This window comes from Comamonas halotolerans, from assembly GCF_030162935.1.
Classification (GTDB): domain Bacteria; phylum Pseudomonadota; class Gammaproteobacteria; order Burkholderiales; family Burkholderiaceae_C; genus Comamonas; species Comamonas halotolerans.
Genome location: NZ_JASAUZ010000012.1, coordinates 30573 through 55330 on the forward strand (window position 1 = coordinate 30573; position 24758 = coordinate 55330).

The 24758-nt window shown below is 56.3% G+C and carries 18 protein-coding genes and 5 tRNA genes; 4 read left to right on the top strand and 19 right to left on the bottom strand.

What is annotated here, in order from left to right; all coding sequences use genetic code 11:
• Positions 1-5: 5 nt before the first annotated feature.
• From QEP11_RS07390 to QEP11_RS07475, 18 genes are all read right to left on the bottom strand, one after another.
• The gene (locus tag QEP11_RS07390) at positions 6-698 is read right to left on the bottom strand and encodes a DUF4390 domain-containing protein (RefSeq protein WP_284336009.1); all 693 of its coding nucleotides are present in this window, start codon (positions 696-698) and stop codon (positions 6-8) included.
• Positions 658-2043, bottom strand: coding sequence for a 16S rRNA (cytosine(967)-C(5))-methyltransferase RsmB (gene rsmB, locus QEP11_RS07395; RefSeq protein WP_284336010.1), 1386 nt, complete (start codon positions 2041-2043; stop codon positions 658-660). The genes QEP11_RS07390 and rsmB overlap by 41 nt, the downstream gene beginning before the upstream one ends.
• Positions 2040-2627, bottom strand: coding sequence for a LemA family protein (locus tag QEP11_RS07400; RefSeq protein WP_284336011.1), 588 nt, complete (start codon positions 2625-2627; stop codon positions 2040-2042). Before QEP11_RS07400 ends, rsmB begins: the two co-directional genes overlap by 4 nt.
• 96 nt (positions 2628-2723) lie before the next feature.
• The gene (gene rpoC, locus QEP11_RS07405; protein WP_284336012.1) at positions 2724-6929 is read right to left on the bottom strand and encodes a DNA-directed RNA polymerase subunit beta'; all 4206 of its coding nucleotides are present in this window, start codon (positions 6927-6929) and stop codon (positions 2724-2726) included.
• A gap of 120 nt (positions 6930-7049) precedes the next feature.
• Positions 7050-11162 carry a DNA-directed RNA polymerase subunit beta gene (gene rpoB / locus QEP11_RS07410; RefSeq protein WP_284336013.1) on the bottom strand — a complete coding sequence of 1371 codons (4113 nt, stop codon included), beginning with the start codon at positions 11160-11162 and terminating at the stop codon, positions 7050-7052.
• 285 nt (positions 11163-11447) lie between these two features.
• Positions 11448-11825: a 50S ribosomal protein L7/L12 gene (rplL, locus tag QEP11_RS07415; protein ID WP_284336014.1), complete on the bottom strand. Its 378-nt coding sequence runs from the start codon at positions 11823-11825 to the stop codon at positions 11448-11450.
• A 38-nt stretch (positions 11826-11863) separates the two neighbouring features.
• Positions 11864-12388, bottom strand: coding sequence for a 50S ribosomal protein L10 (gene rplJ, locus QEP11_RS07420; protein WP_284336015.1), 525 nt, complete (start codon positions 12386-12388; stop codon positions 11864-11866).
• 234 nt (positions 12389-12622) lie between these two features.
• On the bottom strand, positions 12623-13318 hold the full coding sequence (gene rplA / locus QEP11_RS07425; protein ID WP_284336016.1) for a 50S ribosomal protein L1: 696 nt from the start codon (positions 13316-13318) through the stop codon (positions 12623-12625).
• Position 13319: 1 nt separating this feature from the next.
• Positions 13320-13751 carry a 50S ribosomal protein L11 gene (rplK, locus tag QEP11_RS07430; RefSeq protein WP_042413800.1) on the bottom strand — a complete coding sequence of 144 codons (432 nt, stop codon included), beginning with the start codon at positions 13749-13751 and terminating at the stop codon, positions 13320-13322.
• 99 nt (positions 13752-13850) lie between these two features.
• The gene (gene nusG, locus QEP11_RS07435; protein WP_284336017.1) at positions 13851-14441 is read right to left on the bottom strand and encodes a transcription termination/antitermination protein NusG; all 591 of its coding nucleotides are present in this window, start codon (positions 14439-14441) and stop codon (positions 13851-13853) included.
• Positions 14441-14824 carry a preprotein translocase subunit SecE gene (gene secE, locus QEP11_RS07440; protein ID WP_284336018.1) on the bottom strand — a complete coding sequence of 128 codons (384 nt, stop codon included), beginning with the start codon at positions 14822-14824 and terminating at the stop codon, positions 14441-14443. Before secE ends, nusG begins: the two co-directional genes overlap by 1 nt.
• Before the next feature lie 88 nt (positions 14825-14912).
• Positions 14913-14988 (bottom strand) — tRNA-Trp (locus QEP11_RS07445).
• Positions 14989-15002: 14 nt separating this feature from the next.
• The gene (gene tuf, locus QEP11_RS07450) at positions 15003-16193 is read right to left on the bottom strand and encodes an elongation factor Tu (RefSeq protein ID WP_284336019.1); all 1191 of its coding nucleotides are present in this window, start codon (positions 16191-16193) and stop codon (positions 15003-15005) included.
• Between the two features lie 74 nt (positions 16194-16267).
• Positions 16268-16342: transfer RNA gene (locus QEP11_RS07455), tRNA-Thr, on the bottom strand.
• 30 nt (positions 16343-16372) lie between these two features.
• Positions 16373-16446: transfer RNA gene (locus QEP11_RS07460), tRNA-Gly, on the bottom strand.
• Between the two features lie 60 nt (positions 16447-16506).
• Positions 16507-16592: transfer RNA gene (locus QEP11_RS07465), tRNA-Tyr, on the bottom strand.
• A 68-nt stretch (positions 16593-16660) separates the two neighbouring features.
• A tRNA-Arg gene (locus QEP11_RS07470) sits at positions 16661-16736 on the bottom strand.
• Positions 16737-16799: 63 nt separating this feature from the next.
• Positions 16800-17456, bottom strand: a complete 657-nt coding sequence (locus QEP11_RS07475) for a TetR family transcriptional regulator (RefSeq protein ID WP_284336020.1) — start codon at positions 17454-17456, stop codon at positions 16800-16802.
• A 181-nt stretch (positions 17457-17637) separates the two neighbouring features.
• Between QEP11_RS07475 and QEP11_RS07480 the strand changes: the two genes are divergently transcribed.
• The 4 genes from QEP11_RS07480 (at position 17638) to QEP11_RS07495 (ending at position 24144) form a co-directional block, all read left to right on the top strand.
• On the top strand, positions 17638-18912 hold the full coding sequence (locus QEP11_RS07480) for an efflux RND transporter periplasmic adaptor subunit (RefSeq protein WP_284336021.1): 1275 nt from the start codon (positions 17638-17640) through the stop codon (positions 18910-18912).
• A 16-nt stretch (positions 18913-18928) separates the two neighbouring features.
• Positions 18929-22090 (top strand): efflux RND transporter permease subunit, encoded by a 3162-nt coding sequence (locus QEP11_RS07485; RefSeq protein ID WP_284336022.1) that lies wholly within the window; start codon positions 18929-18931, stop codon positions 22088-22090.
• A complete protein-coding gene (locus QEP11_RS07490; RefSeq protein ID WP_284336023.1) occupies positions 22083-23498 on the top strand; it encodes an efflux transporter outer membrane subunit in 1416 nt (471 codons plus the stop codon). Before QEP11_RS07485 ends, QEP11_RS07490 begins: the two co-directional genes overlap by 8 nt.
• Positions 23499-23616: 118 nt before the next feature.
• The gene (locus QEP11_RS07495; protein ID WP_284336024.1) at positions 23617-24144 is read left to right on the top strand and encodes a c-type cytochrome; all 528 of its coding nucleotides are present in this window, start codon (positions 23617-23619) and stop codon (positions 24142-24144) included.
• 58 nt (positions 24145-24202) lie between these two features.
• Here the strand turns inward: QEP11_RS07495 and QEP11_RS07500 are convergent, their stop codons facing one another.
• Positions 24203-24739, bottom strand: a complete 537-nt coding sequence (locus tag QEP11_RS07500) for a DUF2946 family protein (protein ID WP_284336025.1) — start codon at positions 24737-24739, stop codon at positions 24203-24205.
• Positions 24740-24758 lie beyond the last annotated feature (19 nt).

Consider the following 24758-nt stretch of genomic DNA (forward strand, 5'->3'; position numbering starts at 1 on the left):
GTCTCTTAAAGTTGGCCCAACTCTACCCGTTCACGCTGCGTCACCAACAGGTTCCAGTCTGTTCGCCCCAAAGCACCAATCTGCAAAGGCCTGGGGAAGTGCGAGAGATCAATCCGAAACCGCAATTGCAAGACTGCGGTGCCACTGCCTGGAAGCGCTGACATCTCTCCGATACGCCACCGCACAATACGCTGCATGGACTGAACCGCTTCTTCCAGTGTCTCAAACGTACTGGACAGCGCCACCCCCAAACCCTGGCCTTCAAAAGGCCGATTTCCGTTGTACAAGCGCCAGCGACGAGTCAGAGGCTGATAGCTCAAACGCATATAGCGACTCGCACTGAGCAACTGCTGATCACTCCACCACCAGCGCTCCTGCAGCATGTCTGCTTCCGCTATGAAATGCACAGGAATGCCTTTGAGCAAGGCGTCTTGCACCAAATCAGGCAACGCCCAGTTCAAAGTGGCGGTCAGCATCAATGCATCACCATCACGATGCAACTGCACACCGGCAGGCATCTCAGGCGACAGATGCTCCGTATAAGGCTGTGACAGTTCCTGGCTTTGCGCCCCAAGCGGCTGAACAGCCACACTGGCCAGTGCGGCCAACATCATCAAGGAAAGCGCACGACGCCGCATTCCTTGAGCGGACAAGGAATCAGGCGTTTTTTTGGAGCAAAGCGTAGAAGAAGCCGTCATGGTCACCTGCACCATTGTCCGGGAGTGCATCGCCTTGCGCCCAAATTCCCGGAATTAAATGGCCCGGAGAGGGTAATAACTGAGCCTGGGTGTTGCGTGCAAGAAACGCTTGCACCTGTTCATCGCCTTCTGCCTTGAACACCGAACATGTGCAGTACAACATACGCCCTCCGCTTTTGAGCAAGGGCCACAGAGCATCCAAAATCTGCGCCTGGATAACCGCCAACTGTGCCACATCACTTTCACGGCGCAACCAGCGCACATCAGGATGCCTGCGCACAATCCCGGAAGCTGTACAGGGTGCATCCAGCAAGATGGCATCAAACTGCAGGCCACCATTGGCTTGCTGCCACCACTGCGAGGGCTGCCCCGCATCAGCCACCAGCACTTTGGCATGGTCTTGCAGTCCCGTACGCTGCAGGGTGTCATGGATGCGCTCGCTGCGCTGGGCATCCACTTCCAGTGCCGTGACCTGGATGGGAGATGCCGCACCGGCAAATTCCAGCAAATGCGCGGTCTTGCCTCCTGGTGCAGCGCAAGCATCAAGCACCTGCAAAGGCTGCCTCAAGTCCAGGCCTTGCAAGAGCAAGGGTGCTGCAAGCTGTGCCGCACCGTCTTGCACCGACACAACGCCATCCGCAAAACCCGGCAAGGCTTGCACAGGCTGCGCTTTGTGCAACAGCACGCCGCAGGCACCAAACAGCGTACTCTGCACACCTATTGCTGCCAGCGCTTGCTGGTACTGCGCTGGGGTACTTTTTTGCTGATTGACCCGCAAGCTCATCGGAGCCTGCGCGTTGTTGGCCTCCAAGATTCGCTGCCAATCTTGGGGATGATCCTTTTTCAAACGCTCCAACCACCACTGGGGGTGATTCCAGCGCGCCAGACTATCTTTGTCGGTAGCTGCCACCAAGGCATCGCGCTCCCGCAGGAAGCGACGCAAGCATGCGTTCATGAATCCGGACTGGCGCTCCAGCCCTCCCCGCTTGGCAGCTTCTACCGTCTGGTTCACCAGCGTAAATGGCTCATACGGCGCTTGCTCCGCGTCCCAGGCCAGTGCCAATGCGATACACAGCAATGCGTCCACCTTTGCTGGCGGTGCTTTCGGAGCCAGTTGCTTGCGCAGTGCCTGCGCACGCCCCAGCTGACGCAGCACTTGAAACAGCAACGCCTGCACGCCAGGGCGCAGCCTTAGCGGAACGGCAGCCAAAGCCGCCGTTCCGGACTGGCCAGCCAGAATCATTTGCAAGCCTTGCGCCACAGCGGCCAACTGTTGCCACAAAGGGATGGGCGCAGATGCGCTGGAAGCGGCAGAACCAGCGTGGTCAAAAATCTTTCGTGTCATGCACTTGGCTGCATCAGCAATGCAGCATCTTTCTGAAAAGTGCGGCCTGCCTTGAGGCCGCTGAGTCGCGCCACTATGCACGCGGGAAACTGGGCGATGGCCCGGTTGTAATCCTTCACAGCTGCGTTGAACCGCTCAGTGCTGTGACTTTGCAATGTGGTCAACTGCAACCAACGCTGCGACCACTCTTGAACATGCTCTTCCAATACGTCTGAGTGCCCTTTGGACAACTGCACATAGGCTTGCCACGCCACTTGCGCCCCTTGCCATGCGCTGTCCAAAGCTGCAATCGTCTCGGGACGCAAAGGATGGTGTTTGGCTTGCAACAACGCAGCTTCCAGCAAATCGGCACTGGGCACCAGAGCATGGTGTGCATGCTGTACAGAAACACTGGCCACCTTCTCTTTGAGCGCCTGCACACGCGCACAGTCACGCAATAACTCCACCAACTGTGTGAACTGCACCTCCAAAGACGCAAACGCCTGCTTGCTAGCTGCGCGCATACGCTTGAGGCGCTTGAACGCCCCAATCACCCAGAACATGAGCACTACAAGCAACAGCCATTCCAGCGACAAGATCCACATCGTCTTAGTTTTACCTTTGTCCCAATAAAAACGCTCCCTACCCACCGTCAGGCAAGTAGGGAGCGCGATGCTTTGCCTAGTCAGGCAACACTGCGATTAAGCTGCGCTGTCTTCAGAAGCATCCACTTCACCAGCCATCTCGGCTGCTTCAGCTTCGGCAATGGCGCGGCGCTCTGCGTCGTCCATGGCATCCTTGGCCTTGCGGGCCTGGTGGTAAGCCAGACCAGTACCGGCAGGGATCAGACGACCCACGATCACGTTTTCCTTCAGGCCGCGCAACTCGTCGCGCTTGCCCATGATCGCAGCTTCGGTCAGCACGCGGGTGGTTTCCTGGAAGGAAGCCGCCGAGATGAACGAATCGGTCGACAGCGAAGCCTTGGTGATACCCAGCAGCACGTTGGAGTATGTTGCAGGGATCTTGCCTTGGGCTTGCAGCGCTTCGTTGGTGTTCAGGATCTCCGAACGCTCCACCTGCTCACCAGCGATGTAGGTGGACTCACCTGGGTTCTCCACCACCACACGGCGCAGCATCTGGCGAACAATCACTTCAATGTGCTTGTCGTTGATCTTCACGCCTTGCAAGCGGTACACGTCCTGCACTTCGTCGACGATGTAGCGCGACAGCTCTTCGATACCCAGCAGACGCAGGATGTCTTGAGGATCGGCAGGACCGTCAACGATGGACTCGCCCTTGTTCACCACCTGGCCTTCGTGGACCAGAATGTTGCGCTCCTTGGGCACCAGCTCTTCCCAGACCTTGCCTTCCAGATCGGTGATCTGCAGGCGGATCTTGCCCTTGGTTTCCTTACCGAAGGACACGGTACCGGTCATCTCTGCCAGTGTGCCCTTGTCCTTGGGCGTACGGGCTTCGAACAACTCGGCCACACGAGGCAGACCACCGGTAATGTCTCGGGTCTTCTGGCCTTCCACAGGGATACGTGCCAGCACTTCGCCTGGGCCCACATCCTGACCGTCACGCACTTGAATCAGCGCGCCGACCTGGAAGCCAATAGTCACCGAGTGATCGGTACCAGGGATCTTGACTTCTTGCCCGTTGGCATCGATCAGCTTGACCTGAGGACGCACCACCTTGGCAGAGCCACGGCGCTTGGGGTCGATCACAACCAGGGTCGACAGACCGGTCACATCGTCCACCTGCTTGGCAACGGTCAGACCTTCTTCCACGTTCTCGAACTTCACCTGACCGGCGTATTCGGTAATGATGGGGCGAGTCAGCGGGTCCCAGTTCGCCAGGATCTTGCCGGCCTTGATCTGCTCATCGGGCTTGATGGTCAGGATCGCGCCATAAGGCACCTTGTGACGCTCGCGCTCACGACCGTTTTCGCTGATCACGATTTCGCCGGAACGGGAAATCACAACCAGCTCACCCTTGGTGTTGGTCACATAGCGCATGGTGGCGTTGAAGCTCACCGAGCCGTTGGACTTGGCTTCCACGCTCGAAGCGATGGCCGCACGCGAAGCCGCACCACCAATGTGGAAGGTACGCATGGTCAGCTGAGTACCGGGTTCACCGATGGACTGCGCAGCAATCACACCCACGGCTTCTCCCAGGTTCACCATGCCGCCGCGGCCCAGGTCACGGCCATAGCACTTGGCGCACAGACCGTAACGGGTCTCGCAGTTCAGCGCAGTGCGAACCTTGATCTCGTCCACGCCCTGAGCTTCCAGCTCTTCGATGATGTCTTCGTTCAGCAATGTGCCTGCAGCCAAGAGCACCGAGCGGTTTTCGGGGTGCAGCACGTCTTCAGCAGTGGTGCGGCCCAGCACGCGATCACGCAGGGACTCAATCACTTCACCACCTTCAACGATGGCACGCATCAACGCGCCGTTGGAAGTGCCGCAATCGTTCTCGGTCACGACCAAGTCTTGCGTCACGTCCACCAGACGACGTGTCAGGTAGCCCGAGTTCGCAGTCTTCAAGGCCGTGTCGGCCAGACCCTTACGAGCACCGTGGGTCGAGATGAAGTACTGCAGAACGTTCAGACCTTCGCGGAAGTTCGCGGTAATAGGCGTCTCGATAATCGAGCCATCTGGCTTGGCCATCAGGCCACGCATACCAGCCAACTGACGAATCTGAGCAGCCGAGCCACGAGCGCCCGAGTCGGCCATCATGTAGATCGCGTTGAAAGACTCCTGGTCCACTTCGTTGCCGTGACGATCGATGGTCTTCTGGACTTTCAATTGGTCCATCATCACCTTCGAAACGTCGTCACCCGCCTTGCCCCAGATATCCACCACCTTGTTGTAGCGCTCACCTGCGGTCACCAGACCGGATACGTACTGCTGTTCGATTTCCTTCACTTCGGCTTCGGCGTTCGCCAAGATGCCAGCCTTTTGTGGAGGCACCAGCATGTCGTCGATAGACACCGAGAAACCAGCGTGGGTCGACAGACGGAAACCGTTTTGCAGCAGCTTGTCCGCAAACACCACGGTCGCCTTCAGGCCACACTTGCGGAAAGAAGAGTTGATCAGCTTGGAGATCTCTTTCTTCTTCAGCGCCTTGTTCATGTGGCTGAAAGGCAGGCCCTTGGGCAGAATTTCCGACAGCAGCGCACGGCCCACGGTGGTTTCCACCAGGCTCACGCTCTTTTCGAATTCGCCAGTTTCCTTGTTCTTGGTCCACTCAGGCAGACGCACGCTGATCTTGGCGTGCAGTTCCACTTCGCCAGCATCCAGAGCGCGTTGCACTTCGTTGGTGTCCACGAACACCATGCCTTCGCCCTTGCCATTGATCTTGTCACGCGTGGCGTGATACAGACCCAGCACCACGTCCTGAGAAGGAACGATGGAAGGCTCACCGGAAGCAGGGAACAACACGTTGTTCGAAGCCAGCATCAGGGTACGGGCTTCCATCTGCGCTTCCACAGACAAAGGCACGTGAACAGCCATCTGGTCACCGTCAAAGTCAGCGTTGAACGCCGCACAGACCAGAGGGTGCAGTTGCAGGGCCTTGCCTTCGATCAGGATAGGTTCGAACGCCTGGATACCCAAACGGTGCAGCGTAGGCGCACGGTTGAGCATGATGGGGTGTTCTTTGATGACCTCTTCCAGGATGTCCCAAACCACGGGCGTACCGGATTCGACTTCCTTCTTGGCAGCCTTGATGGTGGTGGCAATGCCACGCTGCTCCAACTGGGCAAAGATGAAAGGCTTGAACAGCTCCAGCGCCATCAGCTTGGGCAGACCGCACTGGTGCAGCTTGAGGTAAGGACCCACGGTAATCACGGAACGACCGGAGTAGTCCACGCGTTTACCCAGCAAGTTCTGACGGAAGCGACCGCTCTTACCCTTGATCATGTCGGCCAGGGACTTCAGCGCACGCTTGTTCGCGCCCGTCATGGCCTTGCCGCGACGGCCGTTATCCAGCAGCGAGTCCACCGCTTCTTGCAGCATGCGCTTTTCATTGCGAGCAATGATTTCGGGAGCCTTCAGCTCCAGCAGGCGACGCAGACGCGAGTTACGGTTGATAACACGGCGGTACAGGTCGTTCAGGTCGGACGTAGCGAAACGGCCACCGTCCAGAGGCACCAGAGGACGCAGGTCTGGAGGCAACACAGGCAGCACTTCCAGCACCATCCACTCGGGCTTGATACCGGACTTCTTGAACGCTTCCAGCAGCTTCAAGCGCTTGGCGTTCTTCTTGACCTTGACTTCTGAGCCGGTCAAGTCACCACGCAGGCGCTCGATTTCGCTGTCGATGTCGATGGATTCCAGCAGGTCCTTGATACCTTCTGCGCCCATCTTGGCTGTGAATTCGTCGTAGCCGAATTCAGCTTGCTTCGCATCGTAGTCGTCTTCGGACATGATGCTGAACTTCTTCAGCGGGGTCATGCCAGGGTCGGTCACCACATATGCTTCAAAGTACAGAACGCGTTCAATGTCGCGCAGTGTCATGTCCAGCACCAGGCCCAGACGCGATGGCAGCGACTTCAGGAACCAGATGTGGGCGCAAGGTGCAGCCAGGTCAATGTGGCCCATGCGTTCACGACGCACCTTGGTCTGAGTGACTTCAACGCCGCACTTTTCGCAGATCACACCACGGTGCTTCAGGCGCTTGTACTTGCCGCACAAGCACTCATAGTCCTTGATAGGACCAAAGATCTTGGCGCAGAACAGGCCGTCGCGCTCGGGCTTGAACGTACGGTAGTTGATGGTCTCGGGCTTTTTCACCTCACCGAAAGACCAGGAACGAATTTTCTCGGGCGAAGCCATGCCGATCTTGATGGCATCGAAATGCTCATCCGGCGTGAATTGCTTGAACAGGTCGAGTAGCGATTTCATGTAACTCTTTCCCTTTTCACAAAATTTATAGCTGCCAGCGCTTGGCATGCAAGGCTTCCAATTTTGAAAGTCTTGCATGTTTTGTTCTACAAGCGCCAGCCGCTCTCTTTCTTTAAGGCCTTAGGTACGTTCCAGTTCAATGTCCAGACCCAAGGAACGAATTTCCTTGACCAGAACGTTGAACGATTCGGGCATACCGGCTTCGATCGCGTGCTCGCCCTTAACGATAGATTCGTACACCTTGGTACGGCCCACCACGTCGTCAGACTTCACCGTCAGCATTTCCTGCAGCACGTAAGCGGCGCCATAAGCTTCCAGCGCCCACACTTCCATCTCACCGAAACGCTGACCACCGAACTGGGCCTTACCGCCCAGAGGTTGCTGTGTCACCAGCGAGTATGGGCCTGTGGAACGCGCGTGCATCTTGTCGTCGACCAAGTGGTGCAGCTTCAGGTAGTGCATGTAACCCACAGTGGTTGGACGCTCGAACTGCTCGCCAGTGCGGCCATCGAACAGGTACGCTTGCGTACGTGTCTCGGTCAGGCCCTTGCGCTCCTTCAGATCATCAGGGTATGCCAGCTTCAGCATGTCCTTGATTTCCTGTTCGGAAGCACCGTCAAACACAGGCGTCGCGAAAGGCACGCCGGTCTTCAGGTTGTCAGCCATACGCATGATTTCTGCATCGCTGAGCAACGACAGGTCTTCCTTGCGGCCACGGCTGTTGTAAACCTCTTCCAGGAAGGCGCGCACTTCAGCCACAGCGGCTTCGTCACGCAGCATGTCGCCAATGCGCTGACCCAGACCCTTACCGGCCCAGCCCAAGTGCACTTCCAACACCTGACCGATGTTCATACGCGAAGGCACGCCCAGAGGGTTCAGCACGATGTCGGCAGTGGTGCCGTCGGCCATGAAAGGCATGTCTTCCACAGGCACGATACGCGAGACCACACCCTTGTTACCGTGGCGACCGGCCATCTTGTCACCAGGCTGCAAGCGACGCTTCACTGCCAGATACACCTTGACCATCTTCAGCACGCCAGCAGGCAACTCGTCGCCTTGTGTCAACTTCTTGCGCTTTTCTTCGAAGGCCAGATCGAACTCGTGGCGTGTTTGCTCCAGCGAATTCTTGATGGACTCCAACTGGGCAGCCACCTCATCCTCTGCAGGACGGATGTCAAACCAGTGGAACTTCTCGACGCTGTCCATGTAAGCCTTGTCCAGCTTGGCTCCCTTGGCCAGCTTGTTAGGGCCACCGTTGGCGGTGCGACCGATCAAGAGCTTCTCGATACGGTCAAACGCGTCGGCTTCCACGATACGCAGCTGGTCGTTCAGGTCCAGACGGAAGCGCTTGAGCTCATCATCAATAATTTGCTGAGCACGCTTGTCACGCTGGATACCTTCACGGGTGAATACCTGCACGTCGATCACGGTGCCAGACGAACCCTGGTCTACGCGCAGCGAAGTGTCCTTCACGTCGGAAGCCTTCTCGCCGAAGATGGCGCGCAGCAGCTTCTCTTCAGGCGTCAGCGTGGTTTCACCCTTTGGTGTCACCTTGCCAACCAGTGTGTCGCCTGGTTGAACTTCAGCGCCCACGTAGATAATGCCGGACTCGTCCAGACGGTTCAGTTGCTGCTCGGACAGGTTGGGGATGTCGCGGGTGATTTCTTCCGCGCCCAACTTGGTGTCACGTGCCATCACCACGAGTTCTTCGATGTGGATCGAGGTGTAGCGGTCTTCAGCCACCACGCGCTCAGAAATCAGGATCGAGTCTTCGAAGTTGTAGCCGTTCCAGGGCATGAAAGCGATCAGCATGTTCTGACCAATGGCGATTTCGCCCAGGTCAGTCGATGCGCCATCCGCAATCACGTCACCCTTGGCCAGCACGTCGCCGCGCTTGACCACGGGGCGCTGGTGGATGTTGGTGTTCTGGTTCGAACGCTGATACTTGATCAGGTTGTAGATGTCCACACCGACTTCGCCAGCCACCGCTTCCTGGTCGTTCACGCGGATCACGATGCGGGTTGCATCGACATAGTCCACGATACCGCCGCGACGGGCAGTCACGACGGTGCCAGAGTCCACCGCAGCAACGCGCTCGATGCCCGTACCCACCATGGGCTTCTCGGGACGCAGCACAGGCACGGCCTGACGCGACATGTTGGCACCCATCAACGCGCGGTTCGCATCGTCGTGTTCCAGGAAAGGAATCAGGGAAGCCGCCACCGACACAATCTGCGCTGGCGACACGTCCATGTACTGCACGCGCTCAGGCGACAGCAAGGTGGACTCACCCTTTTCGCGGGCCGACACCAGATCACCCACCAGGCGGCCTTCTGCATCCAGCTCGGCGTTGGCCTGAGCGATCACATACTTGCCTTCTTCAATGGCGGACAGGTAGTCGATTTCCATTGTCACCTTCCCATCGACCACGCGACGGTAAGGGGTCTCGATGAAGCCATACTCGTTCAAACGAGCGTACAGCGCCAGCGAGTTGATCAGACCAATGTTTGGACCTTCAGGCGTTTCGATAGGGCAAACGCGACCGTAGTGGGTCACGTGCACGTCACGCACTTCAAAGCCTGCACGTTCGCGTGTCAAACCACCTGGGCCAAGGGCCGAAACACGACGCTTGTGCGTGATTTCGGCCAGCGGGTTGGTCTGGTCCATGAACTGCGACAGCTGCGATGCACCGAAGAATTCCTTCAGCGCTGCAGAGATAGGCTTGGAATTGATCAGGTCGTGAGGCATCAGCGGGTCTTGCTCAGCCTGACCCAGACGCTCCTTCACAGCTTTTTCAATACGTGCCAAACCGGTACGGTATTGGTTTTCGGCCAGTTCGCCCACGCAACGCACGCGGCGGTTGCCCAGGTGGTCGATATCGTCCACTTCGCCACGACCATTGCGCAGATCCACCAACAGCTTGACCACGGCCAAGATGTCTTCATTGGACAACACCATGGGACCTTCTGCCGATTCGCGGCCCACGCGGGCATTGAACTTCATGCGGCCCACACGCGACAGATCGTATGTGTCTGCGTTGTAGAACAGGCGATGGAACAGCGCTTGCACAGCGTCCTCGGTAGGAGGCTCACCAGGACGCATCATGCGGTAAATGGCAACACGGGCAGCGAACTCGTCCACGGTTTCGTCGGTGCGCAGAGTTTGCGAAATGTACGCACCTTGGTCCAGCTCGTTCGTGTAGATGCACTGGATGTCCTGCACACCAGCGCTGCGCAGCTTCTTCAGTACCGCTTCAGTCAACTCTTCATTGGCCTTGGCGATGATTTCACCGGTGTCAGGGTCAATGATGTTCTTGGCCAGCACGCGTCCAATCAGGAAGTCTTCTGGCACGCTGACAAACTTGGTACCCGACTGCTCCAGCTCACGAGTGTGGCGCGCAGTGATACGCTTGTCCTTGGCAACCACGACCTTGCCCGACTTGTCGGTAATGTCAAAACGTGCCACTTCACCACGCAGACGGTCGGCCACAAATTCCATTTGTGCGCCGCTGTCCATCAGGCGGAAGTTGTCGTTCACAAAGAAGTGTGCCAGGATCTGTTCTGGCGACATGCCGATGGCCTTCAGCAGGATCGACACAGGCATCTTGCGGCGACGGTCCACGCGGAAGTACAGCAAATCCTTGGGGTCGAACTCGAAGTCCAGCCAAGAGCCGCGGTAAGGAATGATGCGTGCCGAGAAAAGCAACTTGCCCGAGCTGTGGGTCTTGCCCTTGTCGTGCTCAAAGAACACGCCTGGCGAGCGGTGCAGCTGAGATACGATCACGCGCTCTGTACCGTTGATGATGAAAGAGCCCTTTTCGGTCATCAGGGGCACTTCGCCCATGTAGACCTCTTGCTCCTTCACTTCCTTGACCACCTTGGATTGGTTGGTCGAGGACTCGCGGTCATAGATGATCAGTTGCACCTTGGCACGCACAGCCGACGCGAACGTCAGACCACGTGTCTGACATTCGCGCACGTCGAATGCAGGCTTGGCCAAGTTGTACTCAACAAACTTCATCTCCACAAAACCATTGTGGGAGACGATAGGGAATGCCGACTCAAAGGCCGCTTGCAGGCCTTCCATCGTACGTTTTTTGGGGGCTACATCTGCTTGCAGGAATGCGGTATAGGCATCTTTTTGCATCTGCAGCAGGTAAGGCACTTCGAGCACGCTGTCGCGGCTGCCGAAACTCTTGCGAATTCGCTTGCGTTCGGTGTAAGAATAGGCCATGAGATCTCCGGGCAAAGACATGAGTCCTGGGTCTGCGACGACACTGTCCGGCAAATACAGCGAGCGCTTTTTTTGCCGGCTTGGCGGTTGGCCACTACCAACCATGGCTGACGGCAATGCATTGCACACTGCCCGAACCAAGGCGTCTTCTGCTGTCGGGTTGTCAGAAGACACTAGAAAAACTGTTCAAAACAGGCTTTCTGGTGTGCTCTGTAAAAACCATATCCACAAGCACCAAAGGCTGGAGTGCCTTTTCAGACACTCCAGCCTCAGGATTGGACTGAATTACTTCAGTTCAGCCTTAGCACCAGCTTCGGTCAGCTTCTTCACAGCAGCTTCAGCGTCAGCCTTAGGAGCGGCTTCCTTAACAACCTTAGGAGCGCCGTCCACCAGGTCCTTGGCTTCCTTCAGACCCAGGCCAGTGATTTCACGCACAGCCTTAATCACGGCAACCTTGTTGGCACCAGCTTCAGCCAGAACGACGTTGAAGTCGGTCTTTTCTTCAGCAGCAGCAGCACCAGCAGCAGCGCCGCCAGCAGCAGGAGCGGCCATAGCAGCAGCGCTCACGCCAAACTTCTCTTCAATTGCCTTAACCAGGTCGTTCAGTTCCAGAACAGTCATGCTGTCCAGGGCGGTCAAGAATGCGTCTTTATCGAATGCCATTTTGATTTCCTAACAAATTTGTTGGTTTTGCCGAGCGCTTAGGCTGCGGCTGTTTCGGCTGCCACTTCGGCAGAGCCTTCGCTCTTCTTTGCCGCCAGAGCGCCCAGCACAACGGCCGTACGCGAGACTGGGGACATAAGCAAGCCGCACAGTTGTGCCAGCAGAACTTCCTTGGAAGGAATGTTTGCCAGTTGCTTCACACCGTCCACGTCCAGGGCCTTGCCTGCAAACGCGCCACCGCGAATCACCAACTTGTCGTTGGTCTTCGCGAAGTCGGCCACCACCTTGGCGGCAGCCACTGCGTCTTCAGAGAAGCCATAGATCAGGGGACCAGTCATCTGGTCAGCCACAACTTCAAACGCGCTGCCGGCGACAGCACGGCGGGCCAGGGTGTTCTTCAACACGCTCAGGCTCACACCCTTGCTGCGAGCATCAGCACGCAGTTTGGTCATGTCGGCGACCGTGATGCCACGGTATTCCGCGATCACAAGCGTTTGAGCTTTAGCGGCGAGGCTGGTCACTTCATTGATGACCGCTTCTTTCTCACTGCGATTCAGACTCAAGGTCTACTCCTTAAAATGCATATACAAGGCAGGCCCTGCATACGCGCTCTTATTGCAGCGACCAACTGTTAGAAGGACATTCATCCATCTGCAGCGGGATCGCCATCTGCGCTGGAAGTATTAAGTGGCTAGCCACACCAGCGGTCTTGGATGACCTAAACGGCTTTGCAAGCAAAGCCATTTAGCCCACCACATTGGCTCCATCATTTCTGACGGAACCAAAGATTTTAGCAATTAAGCTGCGATGGATTGTGTCTCAACGCGAACACCCACACCCATGGTGGAGGATACTGCCACCTTGCGCAGGTACAAGCCCTTGCTGGAGACAGGCTTCGCCTTGTTCAGAGCATCAATCAAAGCTGCCAAATTGGCTTGCAGCTTGTCGTTGTCGAATGAACGACGGCCGATGGTCGAGTGGATGATACCGGCCTTGTCCACGCGGAACTGCACTTGACCGGCCTTGGCGTTCTTCACCGCTGTAGCAACGTCAGGAGTCACAGTGCCAACCTTGGGGTTAGGCATCAGACCACGTGGACCCAGGATTTGACCCAGCTGACCCACGATGCGCATTGCATCAGGAGCAGCGATCACGATGTCGAAAGGCATGTCGCCAGCCTTCACCATCGCAGCCAGGTCGTCCATACCCACGATGTCTGCACCAGCAGCCTTGGCTTCTTCAGCCTTGGCACCTTGGGCAAACACAGCAACGCGGGTAGTTTTACCTGTACCGTGAGGCAGCACAACAGCGCCACGCACCACTTGGTCAGACTTCTTGGCATCCACACCCAGTTGCACAGCCACGTCGATGGATTCATCGAACTTGGCAGTTGCAGCATCCTTCACCAGAGCCACAGCTTCAGCAAATGTGTACAGCTTGGTGGAGTCCACCTTACCCTGCAGGGCTTTTTGCTTCTTGGTCAACTTGGCCATTTTACAAACCCTCCACAATCACGCCCATCGAACGAGCAGAACCTGCCAATGTACGCACAGCGGCGTCCACGTCAGCAGCATTCATGTCCTTCAACTTGGTCTTGGCGATTTCTTCCAGCTGTTCGCGGGTGATCTTGCCGACCTTGGCCTTCAGAGGATTCGAAGAGCCCTTGTCCAGCTTGATGGCCTTCTTGATCAGAACGGTCGCTGGAGGAGTCTTGATAACAAAAGTGAAGCTCTTGTCAGCAAATGCCGTGATCACCACAGGCAAAGGCAGACCTGGCTCAACACCTTGAGTCTGCGCATTAAATGCCTTGCAGAACTCCATGATGTTCAGACCGCGCTGACCCAGCGCAGGACCGATTGGAGGGGATGGATTGGCCTTACCAGCTGGCACTTGCAGCTTGATGAAGCCGACGATTTTCTTCGCCATTTTTAGCTCCTTACGGGTGATAACGCTGGGTCTCCAAAAAGACGCAGCTCCCCGGGGTTAAAGCCCCAATATTTCAATACGCGGGGCCAGAAACGTACCTCAAGTTTTTTCGACTTGAGAGAACTCGAGTTCGACAGGTGTCGAACGACCAAAAATTGCCACAGAAACACGCAGACGATTTTTCTCGTAGTTCACTTCTTCGACACTGCCGTTGAAGTCTGTGAAAGGACCTTCCTTCACACGAACCAATTCGCCCACCATGAACTCAATCTTGTGGCGAGGCTTGTCAGAGCCTTCTTGCATCTGGCTCACAATCTTCTGGACTTCAGCCTCAGAGATGGGAGCAGGACGATTCTTGGCGCCACCTACAAAGCCAGTGACCTTGCTGGTGTGCTTGACCAGGTGCCAAGTATCGTCTTCCATGACCATTTCAACAAAGACATAACCTGGAAACAGGCGACGCTCTGTGGTCTTGCGTTGACCGCCCTTCATTTCCACCACTTCTTCGGTGGGAACCAAGATTCGACCAAACTTATCTTGCATACCAGCGCGATTAATGCGCTCAGTAATGTTGCGCTCTACCGCTTTTTCCATGCCTGAATAAGCATGCACGATATACCAGCGCAGATCGGGATTCACAGGAGCAGACGCACCGGCCTCACCCGACACAGGTTCGATCGCATCAGTCATTAGCTTCTCCAGCCCAAGATGAGATCATAAAGAGCCCACTCAAGCGTTTTATCCGTCAGCCACAGAAACAGAGCCATGACCACCACAAACGCAAAAACGTAGAGGGTCATCTGCAAGGTTTCCTTGCGAGTTGGCCACACTACCTTTTTGACTTCTTTCCAGGAATCTTTACCAAAGCCAAGCAATTGCTTGCCTTGTTCAGAAACCAGGAACGTCGCGGCAGCAGCAATCAAGCCGACTACCAGGACACCCCATTGAGCAACAGCACCGTGCTTGGACAACAGATAAAAGCCTGCAACAGAGGCGATTACCAAAAGCAATGCACCAGCCAACTTAGCTTTGTCGGCACCTGTGCTAACTGTTTCTACTTGCGACGTGGCCATAACTCTCTTTTTCTCACTGCAACATTGCTGCAGCACAAGACACTTAAGCCCGCCAGTTCCTGGCGGGCTTGGTGTTACCACTACATGGTGGCAGGGGCAGTAGGAATCGAACCTACAACCTTCGGTTTTGGAGACCGACGCTCTGCCAATTGAGCTATACCCCTAAACCCGAAATAAATTAGGCAATAACCTTAGCAACCACACCGGCGCCAACAGTACGGCCACCTTCGCGGATAGCGAAACGCAGACCTTCTTCCATAGCGATAGGAGCGATCAGCTTCACAGTGATGGAGACGTTGTCGCCAGGCATCACCATTTCCTTGCCTTCTGGCAGCTCGATGGAACCGGTCACGTCAGTTGTACGGAAGTAGAACTGAGGGCGGTAGTTGTTGAAGAAAGGAGTGTGGCGGCCGCCTTCGTCCTTGGACAGCACATACACTTCGGAAGTGAAGTGTGTGTGTGGCTTGATGGAGCCGGGCTTGCACAGCACTTGGCCGCGTTCCACGTCTTCACGCTTGGTGCCGCGCAGCAGCAGACCCACGTTGTCGCCAGCTTGACCTTGGTCCAGCAGCTTGCGGAACATTTCCACGCCTGTGCAGGTGGTCTTCTGTGTGTCCTTGATACCGACGATTTCGATTTCTTCGCCAACCTTGATCACACCGCGCTCGATACGGCCTGTCACCACGGTACCACGACCGGAGATCGAGAACACGTCTTCCACAGGCATCACGAATGCGCCGTCCACAGCACGCTCAGGTGTGGGGATGTAGGAGTCCAGAGCTTCAGCCAGACGCAGGATTGCTGGCTCACCCTTGTCGGATTGGTCGCCTTCCAGAGCCAGCTTGGCAGAGCCGCGGATGATAGGTGTGTCGTCACCAGGGAAATCGTACTTGTCCAGCAGTTCGCGGACTTCCATTTCCACCAGCTCCAGCAGTTCTTCGTCATCCACCATGTCGCACTTGTTCAGGAACACGATGATGTAAGGAACGCCAACCTGACGAGCCAGCAGGATGTGCTCGCGTGTCTGGGGCATTGGGCCGTCAGCAGCGGAGCAAACCAAGATAGCGCCGTCCATCTGAGCAGCACCGGTAATCATGTTCTTCACATAGTCAGCGTGACCGGGGCAGTCAACGTGAGCGTAGTGACGAGTAGCGGTTTCGTACTCAACGTGCGAAGTGTTGATGGTGATACCACGAGCCTTTTCTTCAGGCGCATTGTCGATCTGCGAGTAGTCGCGAGCTTCGCCGCCGAAGTGCTTGGACAGCACTGTAGCGATAGCAGCTGTCAGGGTGGTCTTACCGTGGTCAACGTGACCAATGGTACCCACGTTCACGTGGGGCTTGGTGCGCTCGAACTTTTCTTTTGCCATTTTTTCGACTCCGAAAAAAACCAAATGCTAACGAGGTATCGGCGCAACCATCTGACACAGAAGCACCATGAAATTGGTGCCCATGGGCAGGATCGAACTGCCGACCTCTCCCTTACCAAGGGAGTGCTCTACCACTGAGCCACATGGGCATAAGTTTGCGCTTACAAACTTATGAATCTTGGAGCGGGAGACGGGAATCGAACCCGCGTCATTAGCTTGGAAGGCTAGGGTTCTACCATTGAACTACTCCCGCAAACCTTAGGTTTGCGCGCATTGCCCTGCAATGCTTATCTCTTCTCATCTTTCAAAAAGATGGTGGAGGGGACTGGATTCGAACCAGTGTAGGCGTAAGCCAACAGATTTACAGTCTGCCCCCTTTAGCCACTCGGGCACCCCTCCGAAGAGATTTCAATTGTAGCAGACTTTTTGCTCTCAAAAATATTTTTTAATATTTCCTCAATTTAGTCTGGCGCGGCTGGCGGGGATCGAACCCACGACCCTTGGCTTCGGAGGCCAATACTCTATCCACTGAGCTACAGCCGCAGACGCCCGCTGCACGCGAACTACCAAAAAATCTACAGCCGCAATTCTAACCTGCACAAATCATCAGTTTTGAGAGATTTGTGCAATTTCTTTAGAAACATTCAAACCTAGGGCTTGGAGGTAACAAGTTACCGCTGTCATTCCCTCTTTCTCCAAATCAAAAGGCCGCGCATTGTGCAACAGCCAAGCGTGCAGCACGCCATCAAAAATTGCATGCAAACCAATTGCCGCGCTGGCGGTTGGAATGGTTAACTGAACATCTTGCTGCTTAGCGGCCAAGGACAAGGCTGCTTCAACCTGTTTGGTAAAACGCATCAAACCCATCAAACGCCGCTCTCTAACTGCCAGCATTTCACCAACGCACTCCACTTTGTAAAGTGCAATGTCAAATACTCGCTGGACGCCTGCATGAGCACTTACAGAATGCAAAATCATTCGATAAACGCTCAGGATTCTCGGTAAAGCTGGCCCTTGCAACCCTTCTCCGTCATCTCCCTCCCATGCCTGCTCAAATGGCAAGGTGACGCGCTTTAGCATGGCATCGAACAAATCCGCTTTGTCTTTGAAGTGCCAGTAAATCGCTCCGCGGGTCATGGAAGCGGCCTGCGCCACCTCACTCAACGAGGCCCCACTGACACCCTTTGCATGAAACACTTGCTCCGCGGCATCCAGCAGCCGGTTTCGAGTCATTTCTGCATCTTCTTTTGTTCTTCGTACCATTGGACCCCATCACTTGCATTGATACCCACACATCGGCAGCATGTGCACTACTACAATCGTACGCTCACATACATTCACCATTGTATGTATATCCATTTTCTGAATGAACGCAGATGCTTTGACTGACTTCTGCGTTCCTGCTGCGCTTGTAGCTTTAGGACATCTTCCCCGAAGGACAACCATGAACCGCATTTGCTCTGGCCATACCAATGCATGGGCCCGACTATTCAGCCCCGTCCCTGTTGCACTGGCATGTGCTCTTGTTTTGACTGCATGTGGCAAAGGAAAAGAAGATCCTGCCAAAGCCGCAGCTGGCAGCGCTCCCCAGGTTCCCGTTGGCGTGGTCACAGCAACACCCGGCGAAGTGGGCCTGATCACCGAGTTGCCAGGTCGCGTAGAGGCATCTCGCGTTGCACAAGTACGCGCAAGAAGTGCGGGAATTTTGCAAAAACGCTTGTTCACCGAAGGCTCGGACGTCAAAGCAGGACAGACTTTGTTTCGCATTGATGCCGCTCCCTACGAAGCTTCCGCACAAAGTGCACGGGCTACCCTGGCACGTGCAGAAGCCAGCCTGGTACAAACTACCGCGCAACTTGAACGTTTCCGACCTCTGGTCGCAGCCAACGCGATCAGCAAGCAGGATTTCGTGAACGCCGAAGCAGCACAAAAGCAAGCACAAGCCGAAGTGGCAGCAGCCAAGGCTGCCGTCCGCACAGCAGACATCAACCTGGGTTACGCCAGTGTCACAGCGCCCATTTCGGGGCGTATTGGACAAGCATTGGTTACGGAAGGCGCCCTGGTTGGGCAGGGAGAAGCCACACCACTGGCCGTGATTCAGCAAATCAATCCGGTATATGTGAATTTCACCCAGTCGGCGACCGAAGCCTTCAAGCTGCGAAAGGCCATGGATGAGGGCAAGCTCAAGTCGGCCGGTCAACAAGCTGCCGAAGTGCGCGTAGTTCTGGATGATGGTTCTGAGTACGAAACACCCGGCAAGCTGCTCTTCAGTGATCTGGCAGTCGATGCAGGTACCGGCCAGGTTACTTTACGCGCTGAGATCCCCAACCCCAAGGGATTGCTGCTGCCTGGTTTGTATGTCCGCATTCGCATGGAGCAGGCCCAAGCGACCAACGCGATCACCGTGCCGCAGCAGGCGGTCACACGCACAGAGCAAGGCGACACTGTCAGCGTCGTATCAGCAGAAGGCCAGGTCAGCGTGCGCCCTGTCAAGGTCAGCATGGCCAGTGGCAACCGCTGGGTCATTCAAGAGGGCCTGGAAGCGGGTGAGCAGGTCATGGTCGACGGCTTCCAGAAACTGCAGATGCTGCCTCCTGGAACGCCCGTGAAAGCTGTGCCCTGGACTGCTCCTGGCACTGCAGGGGACAAGGCCAGTGATGCAGCGCCTGCCACTGCTGCACCTGCTGCACCTGCTGCACAAGGCACCGAAGCCAAGTAAATGAGGACCTTGTCACATGGCTAAATTCTTTATCGAGCGCCCCATCTTTGCCTGGGTGGTTGCGCTTTTCATCATGGTGCTGGGCGCTGTCTCCATCACGCAACTGCCCATTGCGCAATATCCCCCTGTGGCTCCCCCTGCGATTGTGGTGAGTGCCGTCTACCCTGGCGCTTCCGCACAAACGCTTGAAGACAGTGTGCTTTCGGTCATTGAGCGCGAAATGAACGGCGCCACTGGCCTGCTCTATATGGAGTCCGTGGCCCAGTCCAACGGCACGGGTTCGGTGACCGTCAGTTTCGAGCAAGGCATCGACCCTGAGATGGCCCAGGTGGACGTGCAAAACCGCTTGTCGCGTGCGACGCCTCGTCTGCCGGCGGCAGTGACTCAGCAAGGTGTGAAGGTAGATAAATCTGCCTCCAACTTCTTGCTGTTCTCCATGCTGTCGTCATCCAACCCGGACTGGGATGTGGTGCGTATCGGTGACTATGCATCCCGAAATGTGGTGCCCGAAATCCAGCGCCTGGAAGGCATTGGTCAGGTGCAACTGTTTGGCTCCGAGCAAGCCATGCGCGTGTGGATCGACCCTACAAAACTCGAAGGCTTCAAGCTCTCCAGTGCAGAAGTAATTGCAGCCATTCGAGCACAGAACGCGCAGGTCGCGTCGGGTGCTATTGGCGACCTGCCTGGTATTGCAGGCCAGGGCATCACAGCCACTGTGACAGTGCGTGGCCAGTTGTCCACTCCTGAGGAGTTCGGCAACATTGTTTTGCGCGCGGATACATCAGGCGCTGCGGTTCGGCTCAAGGACGTTGCCCGCATTGAAATTGGCGGCCAAAGCTACGCGACCACCGCACGCTTGAACGGCAAGCCCGCTGCTGGTATCGGCGTGCAGCTGTCCCCAACGGGCAATGCACTGGCTGCAGCCCAGGCAGTGCGCGCCAAGATGGACGAGCTATCCCAGTACTTCCCTGAAGGTCTGAGCTACTCCATCCCTTATGACAGCTCGAACTTTGTGAGCATCTCCATCACCAAGGTTGCACACACCTTGCTGGAAGCCGTGGGCCTGGTGTTCCTGGTGATGTTCCTGTTCCTGCAGAACTGGCGCTACACCATCATTCCGACCATTGTTGTGCCTGTCGCACTGCTTGGTACGTTTGCCACCTTGCTGGCCTTGGGCTTCTCGATCAACGTGCTGACCATGTTTGGCATGGTGCTGGTGATCGGTATCGTGGTGGACGACGCCATCGTGGTGGTGGAAAACGTTGAACGCATCATGAGTGAGGAAGGTCTTCCTCCCAAAGAGGCAACGCACAAAGCCATGGGCCAGATTTCTGGCGCCATCATCGGTGTGACCGTGGTGCTGATCTCGGTATTTGTCCCCTTGGCGTTCTTCGCTGGCTCCACTGGCAATATCTACCGCCAGTTTGCAACGGTGATGGTGGCATCCATTGGCTTCTCTGCGTTCATGGCGCTGTCACTCACGCCTGCGCTGTGCGGCACTTTGCTCAAGCCCGTAGAAGCTGGCCACCACCTGGAAGGCAAAGGTTTCTTTGCCTGGTTCAACCGCACGTTCTCCAAGGGCGCAAAGCGCTATGAAAGCGTGGTGGCGCGCATGCTCAACAAGGCTGCGCGCTATCTCATCATCTACGCAGCCATCATTGCTGCAGTGGTGGTGATGTACACGCGCTTGCCCACCTCTTTCCTGCCCGGTGAAGACCAGGGCAACGTGCTGGTGAACGTACAGCTCCCTGCTGGCGCAACGGCTGAGCGCACCGAAGAGGTCATGAAGCAAGTCGAAGGCTTTGTGCTCCAACAGCCTGAGGTCAGCGACATGGTGAGCGTGATTGGCTTCAGCTTCTCCGGCCAGGGCCAAAACGCAGCCATTGGCTTCATCACCCTCAAGAACTGGGATGACCGCAAAGCGGCCAGCCAGCATGCCGACGCCTTGGCCGCACGTATCATGCAAGGCACAGGTGGCATCCGTGACGCCTTTATCTACGCACTCAGCCCACCTCCCATTCCAGAGCTGGGTGTGTCCTCTGGCTTTACCGTGCGCTTACAAGACCGCGGCAGTTTGGGACATGACGCTTTGGTCAACGCGCGCAACATGTTCCTGGGTATGGCCGCTCAAAGCCCTATCCTGACGCAGGTTCGCCCCGATGGTTTGGAAGATGCGCCACAGCTGCGCATCGACATTGACCGCGACAAGGCCAATGCATTGGGTGTCGGGTTTGACAGCATCAATACTGCCCTGTCGACGGCCATGGGCTCCGCCTATGTAAATGACTTCCCGAATCGAGGCCGTCTGCAGCGCGTGGTGGTGCAAGCCGATGCGCCTGCTCGCATGCAGCCTGATGATCTACTCAAAATCAACGCATCCAACACGCGTGGCGAGCCAGTTCCCTTGTCGGCATTCGCGACCGTGAACTGGGTCAAGGGCGCTCAGCAGACCGTGCGCTACAACGGTTACCCTGCGATGAAGCTCTCCGGCGCGCCTGCAGAAGGCTACAGCACTGGTGATGCAATGGCTGAAGTTGAGCGCATCGTTTCGCAACTGCCACAAGGCTTTGGTTTTGAATGGACCGGACAGTCTTATGAGGAAAAGCTGGCCGGCTCGCAATCGCTGGTGCTGTACAGCTTCGCCATCCTGGCGGTGTTCTTGTGCCTGGCGGCTTTGTATGAGAGCTGGACCATCCCCATGGCCGTGATCTTGGTTGTGCCTTTGGGTGTGCTTGGCGTCTTGCTGGCCATCCTGTTGCGCGGCTATTCCAACGACGTGTACTTCCAGGTTGGGCTGATCACGGTGATTGGCTTGTCTGCCAAGAATGCCATTTTGATTATTGAATTTGCCAAGGACCTGCAGGCTTCTGGCAAGGGCATCATTGAATCTGCACTCGAGGCAGCCCACCTGCGATTCCGCCCCATCATCATGACGTCGCTGGCGTTCGGTTTGGGTGTGGTTCCCTTGGTCGTTGCTTCGGGCGCCAGCTCAGCCAGCCAGCGTGCCATCGGTACCGGCGTTCTGGGCGGGATGATCACTGGTACTGTTTTGGCAGTGTTCTTTGTGCCCGTCTTCTTCGTGGTGGTGCGCACCCTGTTCAAGGGCAAAGCTCAGCCGCCTGCCGCCAATACAACCGCCGCCCCCGCTGGCACAGCAGGAGTGGATCAACATGCCTAAACATCTTTCTTTGATCGCATTGGCCGCTGCGGCTGCCTTGTCAGGCTGCTCGCTGATTCCCGAGTACGAGCGCCCACAAGCGCCCGTTCCTGCCACCTATTCACAAGCTGCAGCCCAGGGTGAGAACACCGCCATTGCCTGGCGCGACTACTTCACGGATCCACGCTTGCAGCAGCTTGTGGAATTGGCGCTGGACAACAACCGCGACATGCGCATTGCTGTCCTGAATCTGGAGCAGGCTCGTGCCCAATTCCAAATCCAGCGCTCGGCACTGTTCCCCAGCGTTGGGGGGGTAGCCTCCGCCAATCGCGGCAACAGCCAAGTCACTGGCGACCTTGGCAACACCTTTTCTGTTGGATTGGCCTTATCTGCATGGGAAATTGACTTTTTTGGTCGCGTCAACAGCCTGAAGGAAGCAGCCTTGGCGCAGTATTTGGCCAGCGACGAAGGGCGCAAAGCTTTTGAGCTGACCTTGGTCACCAGCGTGGCACAAGGCTGGCTGGCACTGATTGCAGATGAAGAGCTGTTGGACATTTCTCGCCGCACGTTGATCACGCGAGAAGAGTCCATCAAACTTGCCAAGCTGCGTTTTGATGCAGGCTTCTCCTCCGAACTGGATTACCGTCAAGCCGAATCCCTGACCGAGGCTGCGCGTGCGACCTTTGCGCAACAGCAGCGCCAGCGCGCGCTGGATGAAAACGCCCTGGCGCTACTGATTGGCCAGCAGGTGCCCAGCGAATTACTCACCAGCATCCAGGGCACCAAGCTGTCAGACACCCCTGCCATGATGGATATTCCTGCGGGCTTGCCATCTGACTTGCTGGTGCGTCGCCCCGATATTCGGGCCGCAGAGCAAAGATTGATTTCTGCCAATGCCAATATTGGCGCAGCACGGGCGGCCTTCTTCCCCAGCATTTCGCTGACGGCACAGTACGGCAGTGTCAGCGATGAGCTTTCCGGACTGTTCAAAGGTGGCACCTGGGGCTTCAACATCGGACCAACCATTAATCTGCCCATCTTTACTGCAGGACGTCTGAGCGCGAACCTTGACTCTGCCAAGGCAGCACGTGAAATCGCCGTTGCTGAATATGAAAAAAGCATTCAGACAGGTTTCAAGGAGGTCTCCGATGCTCTCGCAAGCCGCACCACCCTGGCTGAGCAGGCACGCGCCCAAACCGCACAGGCTGAAGCAGAGCGCAAACGCTTTTACCTTTCAGATCTGCGCTATCGCAACGGTGTCGCCAGCTATCTGGACTTGCTGGATGCCCAACGATCGCTGTTTGCTCTGGAGCAAGCAGATGTCCAAGTGCGCCTTGCACAGTTGATCAATCAAATCAATCTGTACAAAGCCCTAGGCGGAGGCTGGTCTGAAGCCAGTCTTGGCAAGCAGGAAGTGAACAATCATTGAGATGCGTCAACTCTGCGCCACAGTGACCGCTTACCGCTCACTGTGGCCAGGGTAAAAAAAGAGTCGGTCGATATAATTTTCTGTTGGTTTTTCCCGCCCCCGATAAGCAGAGGACGCCATGAGCGATACGCACCACGAAGAAGGCCACACCGGCCCCATCAAGAACTCCAAGCAACTGCTGATCACTGTATTGCTTGCCTTCATCCTGCCAGTAATTTTGATCATCGGTCTAGTGACGTTTGTGGGCTCAGCGCCAAAAACTGGCGCAGGCGTTGGAATGCATGAGCTGGCCCAGGCTCAGCGCATCCAAAAAATAGGTTCTATTGAAATTCGCGAGGCCGATGGAGATCGTCCGCTGCGCTCTGGTGAAGACGTCTACAAAGTGCAGTGTGTGGCCTGTCACGGCACTGGTGTTTCGGGCGCCCCCAAGTTTTCTGATGCTGCGGAATGGGGCCCTCGCCTGAGCCAGAGCTTCGACGCCTTGGTTCAATCTTCCTTGAAAGGCAAAGGCGCCATGGCACCTCAGGGTGGCGGCGAGTTCAATGACCTGGAAATAGCTCGCGCGGTTGCCTTCATGGCCAACGCCGCAGGTGGCAGCTTTGAAGAGCCTCAGCCCGAAGCCAAAGAAGAGGTGCCTGCCAACTGAGCGATACGCAGGCCCAGGTCTATTTTGAAAAAGGATCCTTTACCGGATCCTTTTTTATTTACGCCTGACCAAGCTGTCGCTGCTGAGGACTGCGCACAAAACCAAACCGCGCAGCAAGGGTGTGCGCCTGCACATCCTCAACCTGCCATTGCCCTGACTCAATGGCAGCTGCTGCGTGCAACACATCCAGAGAATGCACCAGGCCCAAGACTCCTTCACTCAGCAAATACACATGGCCGTGCTCGTCCAGCAAACACTGCTGCACTTGCTGCGCAACCAGGCCTGTGTGCGAAACCACACGCCCGTCTGCATGCACACGCCAAATCATGGGCGTGCTTTCCAACTCTACGAACACGCGCTGCGGGCCATTCTGAAAAAACCACTGCCCCTGCTGATCTGCCTCGTAATTGCGGCCAATAAAAGACAGCAGCTTCTCATGCGCCAACAATGTTCCCTTGCTGGCAGGAAATGCTCCTAGCGCTTGAGCATCACTGTCACGCAGCCACCAATTGCCGCGCATGTCCAGCCCCAGCCAGCCCCAACAGTCAGGCACATTGGGCCATTTCTCCAGCGCTTGTTTTACGATGTCATCCATATCTGCCAACCTGTTTTTT

What these genes read in the sequence shown, in the direction of transcription:
- rpoB (WP_284336013.1), bottom strand. Translation starts at nt 11,162, where the DNA reads ATGGCCTATTCTTACACCGAACGCAAGCGAATTCGCAAGAGTTTCGGC.
- rpoC (WP_284336012.1), bottom strand. Translation starts at nt 6,929, where the DNA reads ATGAAATCGCTACTCGACCTGTTCAAGCAATTCACGCCGGATGAGCAT.
- rplA (WP_284336016.1), bottom strand. Translation starts at nt 13,318, where the DNA reads ATGGCCAAGTTGACCAAGAAGCAAAAAGCCCTGCAGGGTAAGGTGGAC.
- QEP11_RS07500 (WP_284336025.1), bottom strand. Translation starts at nt 24,739, where the DNA reads ATGGATGACATCGTAAAACAAGCGCTGGAGAAATGGCCCAATGTGCCT.
- rsmB (WP_284336010.1), bottom strand. Translation starts at nt 2,043, where the DNA reads ATGACACGAAAGATTTTTGACCACGCTGGTTCTGCCGCTTCCAGCGCA.
- QEP11_RS07495 (WP_284336024.1), top strand. Translation starts at nt 23,617, where the DNA reads ATGAGCGATACGCACCACGAAGAAGGCCACACCGGCCCCATCAAGAAC.
- rplL (WP_284336014.1), bottom strand. Translation starts at nt 11,825, where the DNA reads ATGGCATTCGATAAAGACGCATTCTTGACCGCCCTGGACAGCATGACT.
- QEP11_RS07490 (WP_284336023.1), top strand. Translation starts at nt 22,083, where the DNA reads ATGCCTAAACATCTTTCTTTGATCGCATTGGCCGCTGCGGCTGCCTTG.
- QEP11_RS07400 (WP_284336011.1), bottom strand. Translation starts at nt 2,627, where the DNA reads ATGTGGATCTTGTCGCTGGAATGGCTGTTGCTTGTAGTGCTCATGTTC.
- QEP11_RS07475 (WP_284336020.1), bottom strand. Translation starts at nt 17,456, where the DNA reads ATGGTACGAAGAACAAAAGAAGATGCAGAAATGACTCGAAACCGGCTG.
- QEP11_RS07485 (WP_284336022.1), top strand. Translation starts at nt 18,929, where the DNA reads ATGGCTAAATTCTTTATCGAGCGCCCCATCTTTGCCTGGGTGGTTGCG.
- nusG (WP_284336017.1), bottom strand. Translation starts at nt 14,441, where the DNA reads ATGACTGATGCGATCGAACCTGTGTCGGGTGAGGCCGGTGCGTCTGCT.
- rplK (WP_042413800.1), bottom strand. Translation starts at nt 13,751, where the DNA reads ATGGCGAAGAAAATCGTCGGCTTCATCAAGCTGCAAGTGCCAGCTGGT.
- QEP11_RS07390 (WP_284336009.1), bottom strand. Translation starts at nt 698, where the DNA reads ATGACGGCTTCTTCTACGCTTTGCTCCAAAAAAACGCCTGATTCCTTG.
- QEP11_RS07480 (WP_284336021.1), top strand. Translation starts at nt 17,638, where the DNA reads ATGAACCGCATTTGCTCTGGCCATACCAATGCATGGGCCCGACTATTC.
- secE (WP_284336018.1), bottom strand. Translation starts at nt 14,824, where the DNA reads ATGGCCACGTCGCAAGTAGAAACAGTTAGCACAGGTGCCGACAAAGCT.
- tuf (WP_284336019.1), bottom strand. Translation starts at nt 16,193, where the DNA reads ATGGCAAAAGAAAAGTTCGAGCGCACCAAGCCCCACGTGAACGTGGGT.